Annotated in this window: 10 protein-coding genes and 1 pseudogene; 5 read left to right on the top strand and 6 right to left on the bottom strand. The window is 60.1% G+C overall.

Annotated elements, in window-relative coordinates; genetic code table 11:
* The first annotated feature begins 406 nt into the window (after positions 1 to 406).
* From ABM562_RS13480 to ABM562_RS13465, 4 genes are all read left to right on the top strand, one after another.
* Positions 407 to 610: a hypothetical protein gene (locus ABM562_RS13480; RefSeq protein ID WP_460422312.1), complete on the top strand. Its 204-nt coding sequence runs from the start codon at positions 407 to 409 to the stop codon at positions 608 to 610.
* 115 nt (positions 611 to 725) lie between these two features.
* Positions 726 to 977: a hypothetical protein gene (locus ABM562_RS13475; protein WP_460422310.1), complete on the top strand. Its 252-nt coding sequence runs from the start codon at positions 726 to 728 to the stop codon at positions 975 to 977.
* A 26-nt stretch (positions 978 to 1003) separates the two neighbouring features.
* The gene (locus tag ABM562_RS13470) at positions 1004 to 1288 is read left to right on the top strand and encodes a hypothetical protein (protein WP_460422308.1); all 285 of its coding nucleotides are present in this window, start codon (positions 1004 to 1006) and stop codon (positions 1286 to 1288) included.
* A gap of 404 nt (positions 1289 to 1692) precedes the next feature.
* A complete protein-coding gene (locus ABM562_RS13465; RefSeq protein ID WP_460422306.1) occupies positions 1693 to 2601 on the top strand; it encodes a hypothetical protein in 909 nt (302 codons plus the stop codon).
* A gap of 576 nt (positions 2602 to 3177) precedes the next feature.
* Here ABM562_RS13465 and ABM562_RS13460 read toward each other — a convergent pair.
* The 6 genes from ABM562_RS13460 to ABM562_RS13435 form a co-directional block, all read right to left on the bottom strand.
* The gene (locus tag ABM562_RS13460; protein WP_460422305.1) at positions 3178 to 3540 is read right to left on the bottom strand and encodes a hypothetical protein; all 363 of its coding nucleotides are present in this window, start codon (positions 3538 to 3540) and stop codon (positions 3178 to 3180) included.
* A 429-nt stretch (positions 3541 to 3969) separates the two neighbouring features.
* The gene (locus ABM562_RS13455) at positions 3970 to 4863 is read right to left on the bottom strand and encodes an alpha/beta hydrolase (RefSeq protein ID WP_460422373.1); all 894 of its coding nucleotides are present in this window, start codon (positions 4861 to 4863) and stop codon (positions 3970 to 3972) included.
* A complete protein-coding gene (locus ABM562_RS13450; protein ID WP_460422371.1) occupies positions 4860 to 7463 on the bottom strand; it encodes an autotransporter family protein in 2604 nt (867 codons plus the stop codon). The genes ABM562_RS13455 and ABM562_RS13450 overlap by 4 nt, the downstream gene beginning before the upstream one ends.
* 156 nt (positions 7464 to 7619) lie before the next feature.
* Positions 7620 to 8279: a hypothetical protein gene (locus tag ABM562_RS13445; RefSeq protein WP_460422303.1), complete on the bottom strand. Its 660-nt coding sequence runs from the start codon at positions 8277 to 8279 to the stop codon at positions 7620 to 7622.
* A 125-nt stretch (positions 8280 to 8404) separates the two neighbouring features.
* Positions 8405 to 10144 (bottom strand): dipeptidase, encoded by a 1740-nt coding sequence (locus ABM562_RS13440; RefSeq protein WP_134063093.1) that lies wholly within the window; start codon positions 10142 to 10144, stop codon positions 8405 to 8407.
* 174 nt (positions 10145 to 10318) lie between these two features.
* A complete protein-coding gene (locus ABM562_RS13435; protein WP_460422301.1) occupies positions 10319 to 11554 on the bottom strand; it encodes a DUF2169 family type VI secretion system accessory protein in 1236 nt (411 codons plus the stop codon).
* Positions 11555 to 11854: 300 nt separating this feature from the next.
* Here ABM562_RS13435 and ABM562_RS13430 point away from each other — a divergent pair.
* Positions 11855 to 12286, top strand: a pseudogene (locus ABM562_RS13430) (type VI secretion IcmF C-terminal domain-containing protein); the annotation flags it as partial.
* Between the last annotated feature and the right edge of the window lie 213 nt (positions 12287 to 12499).

Here is a 12499-nt window from a genome sequence, read left to right as displayed (position 1 = left end):
TGAGGTTAAGCCAGCATTGGGATGGGCCTTTGCATTGTTGATCTATAGTGTCGGCAAATCTACTGGCAAAAATGATAGGTATCGACGATGTGTTTTGTGGTGATAAGGTTATGTATTTAGCATGGAAATTCCTCCTGTTTTTGGTGAAATACACGACGGGTTCGCTCTGAACAACTGAATGCACTGGTTCGCCAAGGGGGCAGAACCAGGTCTGTACTATCAGCAACTGCACCTGTTGCGTGCAGCGCGACTCACGCTTTCATGCCGACAGAGAACTATCAATTTTCTCAGTAGACAGCTGCTGCTTCGCGTAAGTAGTGTCTATGCCAATGTCGTTGGATCGGAAAATGTGAGCAGGTATGGCTGCGGGTTAACGGGTTGGACATTTGTTACATTGGGGGCATCAATGGGCGACGATGAAATCAGAGGCTTATACGAACGTCTCAGCCAGAACCGTTCTGGCGTTCCTTCATTTGACGGCGTGCTGAAGGAGCTGAAGCAATTTGGATTTCCTTTGCAGGAGATGGATGAAGGTGGCGTAAGGGTGATTCTGTTAAATGCTCTGCAGGCTGCTAGGCGGGTATGCCGCTGTCTTGACTATCAGGAGTAGGTACGGGCGGATAGCAACGTCCAATGGCGTTGGCTCATGAACATATCATCAGGCAGATAGCATTTACTGGTGCGCTGTCTGGTTCTGAACTTTTGAGTGATGAGGTGAGTAGCGCATGAACAATTTGAACTTGGCTCGCCTGAATCTGTATCGCACTCGTGAGCGCATCCAAATTGAGCTTGAGGTCGGCGAAACGGTGGAAGGGCTGCTCAAGTCGATCGACTGGAAGCACAAGACGATCAGCATCCATCGTCCCAAGCCTGGCGTAGATTGGGTGCTCCAGTTCTCTGACGTTCAAACAATAGCGCCGCATTCTTGCGAAGCGACAGAATTGGACGAAGATCGTTGGGGGCTTTCCTGTTTGTAGCCTTCGCCAGGCGCAGGCGGCGGTTAATGCCTGCTGGTGATCTGAGCATCCGTATCTACCGCGATGCGGTCCATCTTTCTCTGAATGTCCTTCACGATTTCACCGATCTTGTTCGCTTCCTGCGCGTGTCCTTTGGCTGCCAACAGGGCAAGAGGTGCGACGGGGTGAAATCTGAAGGGGCGAGGGCGTGGGGCATCGTGGCTTTGCTTAATGCTTTCAGCCAAGGCTCTGGCGTGTCACTCAACGACATGACACTGGCAAGGCTGGCCGGTCGCCTGGACATATTTTCTTGCGAATTAGGTGCTTGGTAACCTGAAAATCCAGTCGGGCCAAGGCAGCGGTCGATCAACCAATTCAGCGATTCCCGGGATGTCCTTGGCAGAGTGATCAAGCAATTGCTCAATAGCCCGAGCCTGTTGGACATCGAGCTGAAAGCGACGCTGGTCAAGCCTCCCCGGAAGGGGGGGTGGGCGAGGATTTGCTCCAGCGTGCGTTGCAGGACGCGCCGGGGCGGGCACTCGGCATCAGCAGGGACCGAAGCTAGGCAGGAACAGAACAAGCCTCGTCATGCGCCGCGCGCGGATTGAGCAGTACCCGCAGGGTTAGGCGACTGTCATTTTTGTCAGTATCGGCAAATCGTTGAGCGCCGTATCGTTCCGGGTGTCACGACAGCTCAGGGTGGTTCCAGAGCTGGGACACTTGGAGATGAGTCTCGATGGACTTGATTGCTTTGCCCGCCAGCACGAAGGTTCGAGTGACTGTCGGTGTTGACCCGATGGTCGAGAGGATGGCGGTCCAGCGTCCCTATTTTGCATTCGACACCCTCTACCAGACGGCAGACGCTGATTGGGACATCTGGGGAAATTTCAAACCTGAGCAGCCCCTCGGTGCTGAGGCGGGACCTCTAACCCTGTCCGAATGCATTCGTCACCTGTCCACGCTCGGCGCTTGCGCGGCTGCCCTGGCCCAACATCCGGATGAGCGTGTCCATTATTTGGCTGATCATGCGATCTGGACGATGCACAGGGCTGGGCTGAATGCAGATCGCGCCATGCTGATTGCTGCACGTGCACGGGTGTCAGCACGCTCCGGTAAGCGCGTAGAGGCAAACGCTGAACTGCTGACTGCGGGTGTGGTCAGTGCCGATCTCACCGTCAGCTACCAAGCTTTACCTGCGCAAGTCTTCGATCTCGCATTTGCCGACCATGGCAATGCCGGTTGTTCTCCAGCAACGCGTTCGCCATACCGGCGAATGTTTCCATTGCTCGTGCTTTCGCTCAAGCGTCATGCGATCACTGCTTGCAGCGTGGATTACTCGGCAGAACGTTGTGCCGGCCATTTTCCGGACCACCCGATGTGGCCTGTGTCAGCCGTCCTGTCCGGGCTATGCGAAGTGATGTCGCAGTTGTTGGCCCATGAGTTCCAGCGTTGCGTGGAATACACGGTGATGCATGCCGAGATGCGCGCATTACGCCTGGTGGCGGCCTCAGAGCAATTGCTGTTCAGTGCCACGCTGATGTCGGTGTCGTGTGAAGGGCGGGTGTACAGCATGAGCTGTAGCGCCACTCACGGCAGAGCGGTTGTTGTCATGTTGGATGCGGTGGTGGTGATTCGTCGGGATTGAGTTCGCCGGGCGTCGCTTGCAGGACAGAAAGCGGAGGTCGGCAGCCATTATCCAGCAGCCGGAAGCGCCTGTGCCCGCAGTTCCATCCTGTGCCTCGCGCGGATCACGGTGGACGTTGATGGACGACCACCCAAGACTCACTGCGGCAGAACCGAAACTTAAAAGGCTTTGACTGGATGGGTTTTGTTTTTACGGCTGAGGGGGGCACCGCCGTGGCACCGCGCACTCACCCACCATGCCCTGGAACTCTGCCGGCTTTACGAGCGCGCGCGACACCCAGATCTCGCCAGAGGGAAGTGTCGCATGGCGGAATATCGCGCACGGTGGGCCGCCTGGGTAAAGTCATGCGCTCCGTGCGGCAGGCGAGTTGCGGTATTGGTGACGGTTGCGCGAGATGTTGAACCGGAAATGTGGTTCCAGGCACGGCACGCTTCGCTCTGCGGGGCATTGCATCTCGTATGCCTGTAACTATCAGATAATCCGTGGTTACCTTTCGCGACCGAACACCCCATCGACACGGTTGGCCTATGGGCGATTCGCCCGAGCTTCTTGGGCTCCAACACTTCTGTTCGACTGCTACGCTGTGCCGGTTGGTCCGAATATGCCGGGGGATGCTGATTTGGCAAACGCCTCCTGCGGGGCTTCGTCATACTCCTTATCGTAAGCTTCAGTGACGGTGACTTCGATCCGGTCGCGGTCCTCAACCCCGTAGCATCCAATTGACATTACCCAATGACCCAGCTCTTTGCGGATATCCGCCGCCATCGTCGGATCTTGCTTCAATCTGTCGTCGCTTCGTACTCTATACTCCGCCTCGTCCGGCTCCACCTTCGTCGTTTCAATTGCGTATTTTTTGCCCACGAATCTCTGCACGATCATCGTGACCACCTCAGGCTCGTGCGTATTGCTCGGGATCCCCTTTACCGAAATAGTCAGCATCTTGTCACCTTTGGCATTTTAATTAATGTTCCCGTGCTCCATTCAAACTTTGCACGGATGCTGTCCGTCCCAGGGGGCGTTCTGCTCGCCGCTTTATCCTTCGGGTTCCCCGCGAAGTAGGTTTGCTCGGTCGCTATTTCGTCCGTCGGTTGGAACTCATAGTCCTCACGTCCTCTATGTGTGGCAGCATTTATGGAATCTGCCACAACATCCCTGCCAGTAAGGTTCATTGTGAATTCATCCAGAATTTACTGGCCACTGTCAGAAATACTAGTTATCTAGATCATTACGAAATATAGAATCGCCATGAAAATTCCAATCTCTCTCGGGTGCTACGTCGCCGCGAGGAGAAATAGTTTTATCGCGGCAGATGTCCGAGCGCGGTGTATCTGGAGTCGACAGGGTACTGCGGCGATGGTGCCTGGACGCTCAAAAGCTGGTTGGGATGTGCGGCTCAAGGCCCTGTAGTTGATTGCACCTGTCGATCGCCTGGCTTCGCCAAACCCTCCACGCAGTCTCCCAGCCTGACTCATGCGTCGCGGCAGGGATGATCACCCGTTGATTGCAGTCGCTCGACCGCAGATTGCCGCGAAAGCTGCTTACGATGTCACCAGGAATCACCGCGTCGCGACCACCCAGCAGATGGCGCTGGGGCAATGATTTCAGGCGGTCCCGATAGACCATCGGGTCCAGCGAACCGTTCAGGGGCGACAAGCCTTTGAGCTGTACCCATAAGCCTGGATCAAGATTGCCGGCGATGGTCTGGATCTGCGTGACATCGTCCCGTTGCCCGGCCAGCAGCACCGCCAACGCCGCGCCACCTGAATACCCCACCAACTCGAACTCGCGATTGCCAACGCGCTGCTTGAGCCGGTCCAGCGCCTGGCTGAGACTGCTGACCACTTCCTGGGAGAAGCGTCGATCAGTCCACAGCGCAGAGCTACAGCCTGCTGCGGTGACGAACTGGCAAGGCCGTGCGAGGTAGGCATTCGGGGTCGGATCCTCAAGCGCCAGTCGCGCCACCAGCAGGTTGCGCGGGCTTGGGTCGAGGCTCGGCTGGCTGGCCGTGGCCCAGGCATGGCCGTCGCCTTCCAGGTACACCCGCAGACGCTCGGTTGCACGCTGGTCAGGTGGTGCCAGCATGGCGAGCGGGAACGGCTGCCCCGGCACAACCTCCAGGTGTCGACCGTGCTGTTCAGCCAGTTGTTGCAGCGCTTGATAGGGGGATTGGCAGGCACAGAGAAGGGCGCTGGCCAGCAGCGCCCCCACGGTTCGCCAGACGCCGGCCCACGGGCGTGGGCCGGCAAGACGTTTGCTCATCAGAAGTCGTAACGCACTTTCGCCGAGAACACGTCGGCATCGAAGCCGGACTTGCCGATGTAGTCGTAGTTGACGCCCAGGGTCACCGCGCCCAGTTTGTAGTCGGCACCCACGCCGGCTTCATAGCTATCACGCGCCGCCTTGGCACCGCTGGTCACGAACGGTGTGCTGCCGAGGAGGAAGGTCGAGGTGCTTTTCGCTTCGTCGGCGGCGAAGTCGTGATACGCCATCAGCTTGGCTTGCGGCTCCAGGGTACCGGCGCCCAGGGCCATGCTGCCGGCCACGCGCAGGCCTGCACCCAGTTCGATGGCTTCGTAACGCTGGTCTTCAACTTTCAGCGCTGCCGAAGAGCCTTTTTCACGGTAGCCGTCGATGTTCACCAGGCTGTAGCGGGCCGCCAGGCGCGGCTCGACCAGTACCTGCGGGTTGATGTGGTAGGTGTAGCCACCGATCAGGTTCAGGCCCAGCAGGTCACTGTCATAGTCGGCCTTGGCTTGCGTGCCGGCAATGCTGCGCTTGCTCTGGTTGTCGTTGAAGCCGTAGGTCAGGCTGGCATCGACGAAGTAGTTGCCGTGCTCGAACCCGCCGTAGAGGGTAAAGGCATGGCTGTCGACTTCGGTCTGGTTGCCGCTTTTGCCGTTCACGTCGGTGTTGATGAAGCTGTACGCCAGGCCCAGGGTCAGGTTGTCGTTGAGCTTGCCATCGGCACCCACGGCGATACCGCGGCTGTAGGCGTTATAACCGGCAACGCCGTCACGCAGGTCCTGGCTGGCGTCGCTGTACAGCGACTGCACCCAGACACCGGCTTCCTTGAAGCCCTCGCCCGAGGAGGCGCCGCGCAGCGAACTGGTGCGGCTGCCGGTGACGTTGCTCACCAGGTTCTGGCTGGTGGTGGCGGCCTGGGTGGCGCCGCCATTGGTTTCCGGGGTCAGTTCCGAGGCCAGCTTGGCGACCTGGGCTTCGTCGGCGTTGAGCAGGGCCTGCTTGAACGGGTCGTTACTGGCCAGCTTGCCGATCATGCCGTCGGCGGTCAGGCTGCCCAGGGCTTTCTGGCTGTTGGACGAACCACCCTGGTTGGTGATGATCTGCTCGACTTCTTCCTTGCCCTTGCCAGTGACCACGGCCACCACCTGATTGTTGTCGACGGTGAAGCTGTCGACCTTGAGCAGCGCCGAGCTGCTGACCAGGTTGAGTTTGCCGTTCGGGTCGACGCTTTCGCCGTCGGCACCCAGCAGTTCGATATGGCCGGCTTCGATCAGTTTGTAGGTGCTGCCGTTGGCATTGAAGTCTTCGCCTTTGGCCGCCAGCTGCACTTGGGCGCCCTGGCCGAACTGGGTGGTGCCGCTGACCTTGAGCACAGCCGTGTTGGCGTCGGTGGCGCTGCTCAGGTTCAGGCCCAGGGCCGAATTGCCGGCGACGTACAGGTTGCCGTCGATGCTGGTGTGCGGGGCTTCGAAGGTCAGGGTGGTTTTCAGGTTGTCGCTGACGCTGCCGACATCGATCCAGCCGCCGTCCTTCATACGAATGTTGGCGCCGTCAGCGCGGCTGTCGGTACCGGTGAACGAGGTGTCGCCTTCGATTTCGATGTTGCTCAGGTCGATCAGGTTACCGACGATCACGCTGCCTTTGCGCAGGATCAGCTCGACCGGGCGGTTGCTTTCCGAGGCGTCGATGGCCTCGTCGGCAGAAATGATCGAACCGCTGTTGAAGATGTTGAAATCGCCTTCTTCTTTGTACCAGGGCTGGGCGCCCGGGCTGTCGAAGTCGCTGAAGCCGATGGCGATGGCGGCGTCTTCGGCACGGATGGTGCCGGTGTTGACCAGGTGGTTGTTCATACCGGTGAAGCTGGCGCCGTCGATGCGGATGCCCTCGGCATCGTCGCCGCTGGCAATGATGATGCCGTGGTTCTCGATGCCGGCCAGGTCGACCATGTCGGTGTACGCGCCCGAGCCGCTGGTGGTGGCGTCGATGGCGGTGGCGCCTGCGCCGGTGACTTCGATAAGGCCGCGGTTGATGACCTTGCCGACGATCTCGCCGCCTTCAAGGTTGATACCTTTGGCATCTTCACCCTTGGCGATGATCTTGCCGCCGGCGGCGTTGAGCAGGTCGCCCTTGATCACCGAAGAGCCGGAGAAGTCCACGGCGCGGGCGACATCGCGGCCGCCGTCGTCGTTCAGTGGCGCACCTTCTGCGTAGAGCAGGCCTTCGTTGATGACGCTGCCGCCGATCTTCGCCGGGTCGATCATCAGCGCGTTGGCGCCACCGCCGATGGCGGAAATGCTGCCCTTGTTGATCACGTCGCCGCCAACGCTGTTGGCGACCCACGGCTGCGTGCCTTCCCACACGTCCATGTCGACGCCGCCGGCGAAGTTGCCGGTGCTGTTGATGGTGGCGTTGAGAATCAGGTCTTTCTCGATGCTCGAGCCATTGAGCTCGATGGCATCTTCGTCGCTGCCGCCGGTATAGGCGCCGTTGATCTCGAGATTGCCGCTGTAGCGCTGGTGCTCGCTTTTAAAACCGGCGTTGGTCAGCTGGACAGTTTCAGCGAGGGCGGGCAAGGCAGTGGCGGTTACGGCCAGGGCGAGCAGGGTCTTGCGGAACATCACGGGGTTCACGGTTCATTCCTTTAACGGTGTTTTGTGTGCTTCGCTTGCGTGCGGGCTGGACCTTGCAGCGACAAAAAAGGCGGGGCCACGCAGAAGGGCGCGGCGATGGTAAATGAGTTGACATCAAAATGATATCACTGGCGTGTGCAACCGCTATTTGACCCGAAACGGTTGAGCCGCCATGAACGCCACCGGCAGCAGCGGCGCGGTGAGGATCATCAGCACGCCGTCAGCAGTGACGGTGACCGGCGTCAGCAGTACCTGAGTGACCTTGCTCTTTTTTCGGTAGGCCGAAACCTGAAGGGGATAGGTGCTGTTCAGCGCACTGCCCTGAAGGGCGCTGATGTCCTTGCTGGACTTGAAGCGGCTGCCTTGAATTTTGTAGCGATGCAGCAGGGCGTCCTGGTGCGCCGATGCCACGAAGCCCAGCGCTTTTGCCTCGTTGACCTCGCCTGCTGCAAGTTGCCCCAGCCCGGGGATCTTCAGTTCGAATTCGCCGTCCAGGGTTTCATACATGCTGACGTGGACCGGCAGAAACTCGGCCTGCATCTTGGCATGCAGCCCTGAGCGAATCGCCTGCAATAGCTCGGGTTCGACCAGGATGAAGTAGTGGTACTTTTTGCCCAGCACCACAAAGCTCTTCTGGTCAGCCGTCACATAGAGCTGGCCTACCTGCTCTGTATAGACTTCGTCGCTGGCCCGCGGCTCATACAGCTCGCTGGTCAGGCAGCCACTGATGCTGGCGAGGGTCAGTGCAGACACTGCCAGCAGTGTGGCCCTGAGCAATCTTGGCCGGGGCGAGGTCTTTTGCATGTTTGATCCAATCCATGGAGGGGCGGTGGTGGATCATAACCTGCAAGTGGTGTGATAGCGCTGAAGAAGCGGCGTAAGCCGATCAACCCGGCGAGCCCGCTACAACAGCGGGCCCGCCGGACGTGTCAGAGCTTGGGCAGTTGTCCCACACGCCCCATCATTTCCGTTACGACCTGCAGGTCCAGAAGGAACTGCTCCACCGTCTTGAACTCGTTGTCGTTATGCCCGGTGTACTTGACGTCGGGCATGGCCAGGCCGAACTGCACGCCGTTGGGCAGTTCATGCACCGAGGTGGCGCCGGCGGAGGTGCCGAACTCCTGCTTCATCCCCAGGTTTTCGCTGGCGACTGCCAGCAGCGCCTTGACCCATTCACCCTCGGGGTTGCGGTACATCGGTTCGGCGATCGAGTAGTCGAAGGTCGGTGTGATGCGGCTCTGCTTGCTCCACGCGTCCAGCTTGCCGGCGATTTCGCTTTTCAGGGCTTCCGGGCTTTTGCCCTTAGGCACACGCAGGTTGACGGCCAGTTTCAAGGCCTTGTCGTCCAGGCCGACGTAGGTCAGCGAGGTGGTCAGCGGGCCCATGAACTTGTCCGAGAAACCGACACCCAGTTTGCCGCCCAGGTAGTCCAGGCCCCAGTTGTCGGCGGCGTAGCGGGCGGCGTCGGTGATGTGGTTGTGCTTGAGCGCGACCTTGCCGTCGAGGCTGTTGATAAAGTCGAGCATCCGCGCCACCGGGTTGACCCCGGACTCAGGCTCAGAGGAGTGCGCCGAGACGCCGGTGACGGTCAGTTTGACGTCCTTGCCATCGACCTTGGCGCTGACCTCGAAGTTGCCGCCATTGGCCTTGGCATACTCAGCGCCGGCTTTTTGCAGGGTGGCAGCCAGCTCGGCGGGCTTGTCGGTCACCAGGGTCGCCACCGAGGTCGAAGGGATCTGGTTGGTGGCCAGGCCGCCGGTCAGGGTGGTGATTTCAGCGCCTTGGCCATCGCCTGCGCGCCGGGCAAAGCTGGCCATGACCGTGCCGTAGCCTTTCTCGGCAATCACCACCGGGTAGCCACCGTCCAGTGCCAGGTTGTAATTAGGCGTCGGGTTGCGCTCGAAGTAGTAGGGGATGGCGTCGCCGGTGGTCTCTTCGGTGGTATCGACCAGCAGCTTGAAGTTGCGTGCCAGCGGCAGCTTCTCTTCCTTGATGATTTTCATGGCGTACATCGCCACGACGATACCGTTCTTGTCGTCTTCGGTGCCGCGACCGTACATGCGATCGCCAACCAGGGTGACCTTGAACGGGTCGAGACGGGTGCCGTCCTTGAGTACCCAGTTCTCCGGCGTCACCGGCACCACGTCGGCGTGGGCGTGAATACCGACCACTTCATCGCCTTGGCCTTCCAGGGAAATTTCATAGACACGGTTGTCGATGTTGCGAAAGTTCAGGTTGAAGGCCTGGGCCAGGCTCTTGATCTTCTCGGCGATCTTGATGAATTCGGGGTTGTCGTGCTGATCGACGCCGTCGACGCGGAAGGTCGGAATAGCCACCAGTTCACGCAGGGTCTGGGTGGCCGCATCGCCGTACTTCAGCCGGGCATAGATCCCCAGCAGGCGATGGATTTCGTTCTGCTGTTCAGCCGTCAGCTGCTTGTTGGTCAGGAAGGCGGCGATGCTCTGGTCGAGCTTGTCGGCCTTGCCGAGTTCGCTTTTCGCCACACTGGCCAGGAACTGGCGGAAATCCTTGACCGAAGCGTCGCTGAAGCTCTTGAGAATGGCCGCGCTCTGCTGTGGGGTGATGTTGGCATAGGCAGGCGAGGTGATCGATGCCAGGCCAGCGAGCATCAGGGTGGCCGCAGCCAGTTTTTTCAGGGCGAAGTTCATTGCGGGGGGCATTCCTTTGCAGGCAAATGATGAGAAAGGATGGGTGCAACAAAACATTTCCAAGCTACCACTTAGAGGGGCTGGTACGGGAGTACCTGAAGTGGGATGTGTCGCACAGAACTGCAAAAGCGGCGCAGAAACGAAAAAGCCCCGGGAGAGGCTGGCTTGCAGTTTTCAGCTACGGGGGCACGGGGCGAAATCGAAGCAGGCTTCCAGTGCGCAAATGTCGTCCGGGCGGGGCAGGCTGATCCGGTGAGTCAACGACAAGGTCATGGCATCGGTATCGATATGCAGGGCGTCGGTGAATAGCGGCAGCGGCAGCAACTCGCCGCTGTGCAGGCGCATCAGCACAAAGGGTCGGTGCTCGGGCAGTTCCACGCAGAGTTGGCCGTTGTGGCTGAGTGCAGGCGGGGTAAGGTTGAACAGTTCGATGCGAAGGTTGGCGGGCAGAAAGGCGATTTGCTGGTCGACGGGGGCAGCGTTCCAGTAGGCAAAGTCGAAGTCGGCGGGTAACCCCGGCCAGGGTTTTTTCTGCCAGGCTTTGTCGTAGGTGCCGGCCAGGGCCAGGCGAGGCGCCCAGGCCCGGCCCACCACCCCAAACCCTGCCGGGCAGTAGCCGTAGGTGGCGGACAGCTGGGCCATGTCGGCGGCGCTGATGTCGCCGTCCGGATGGTGGGTGACGTGCAGGTGGGTGACCGGCCTGTCGAGCGCCTCGATTTGCGGGGCCGCCAGGCGCTGGAGTGGCGCGTCCATGGACCAGGCGTGTTTCTCATGGCGTTTTTCGATCCAGCCCCGGCCCAATGGATTGCTGTAGCAGACCTGATGGAGCAGGTACGGCTCGGCGCAATTGTCCGGATAGTCGGGGTTGGGCAGCACACTGCTACCGCCGAAGGCGTACTCCCAGCGCAAGGGCACGCGGATGGCCGGCTCGGCAGCAGACAAGCGCCAGCCGCTGAACAGACCATGCTCAAAGTGTCGAGGGCCGCTGAAGCGCAGGTGCTTGTCGAGCAGAATGCCCCGCGCCTCATGGTGTTCTGCTTCGTGTAGTGCGGTGCATGGCTGTTCGCTCAATGGAGCGCTCAGGCGGATGCCAGCAGTCCAGGACGTTGTCGGTTCGCCGCCGGGGGCGTGGGCATGGCCGTTGATGATCACATCGCAGCGGGGTTTGAACGGCGCCAGGTCGCTTTCTTCGTAGACGCTGCTCTGGCCCTGTTCACCGAAGTAACGATCGGCTGCGCACAGCAGGATCGGCTCGTCAGCCATCACTTCGGCACTGCAGTGCCCTGGCTGGCCCGGGATGGGCTGCAGACGATAGCCAACCTTCATCACCACGACGGGGTAATCATTGCCCCGGGTATCGAGCGCACTGAAACATAACGCGGCAAAGGGCGTCAGGTTGCGAAATTCCATAGTGGGTCCTTCAATTGATGTCGACGTCCTTGCCGTTAATGTGCATAGCGCCCTGGGGCTGGAGCTGCACGGGAAGCCCCAGGGGGAAATCTAGGCGGGTGTGGCTTGAGGCCTCAAGAGAGGAGAGGTAATTCAGACGGGTCCTACGGCTTCCTACGCGCTTGACTGTCAGATGCGCCGGAGCTGATTCCGTTTTTCGCTGAGTAGGGGTTGGAATGTGTACCGGTCGTGGAGGCGGCTTCAAGGTGCCGTCCGTGATTCGAGATCCAGATCTTCTGGCCATTTCACTTTGGGTGCCTTTTCAACAACCGCGGCCACCTGGCGGTGCAACTGAGCATCGAGCCCCTGGCCTTGAGCAGCCTGCTGAGCATCGATGGCCAGTTGGTGCCTTACCGGCATGGCGCGCCACAGCGCACCGGCTTGGTCTGGCCCAATGACCTGAGCAGTGCCAGCGCCAGCCAGCTGACGCTGGTGCACAGCAGCGGCAACACCGCCAGCCTCAGTTATCGTGGGCCCTGGTCGTTGTTTCGCCTGCTCAGCCGCGCCCAGCTCAACGGCCGGACCGACACCAGCGTCGACCTGACCTTTACCGTGGCTGATGGCCTGATGCGCTACCGCGTCGGTGTGCACAAGGCCAACAACCCGGTCACCCAGCGCAGTTTTGAAGGGTTTGCCTTGCCCAGGACGTTGCTGGAAGCACGTCGCGGCCCGCCCATCGATGACGAGTCATAGGTGCGCACCTGCCTGGAGTGGGTGGGAGCGGGCTTGCCCCGCGATGAGGCCAGTCCAGCCAACACATCATGCGGCGCCTGGATTACGACCGCTGCGCGCTCGATCGCCGGCAAGTCCGGCTCCCACAGGATTGGCTGTGCTCCCAGGGGCAGTGCAAGACCTGTGGGAGCTGGCTTGCCAGCGATGAGGCCAGTACAGCCAGCACATCATGCG

Source organism: Pseudomonas sp. ZL2 (assembly GCF_054788455.1).
This window is presented reverse-complemented; position numbering and strand designations above follow the sequence as displayed.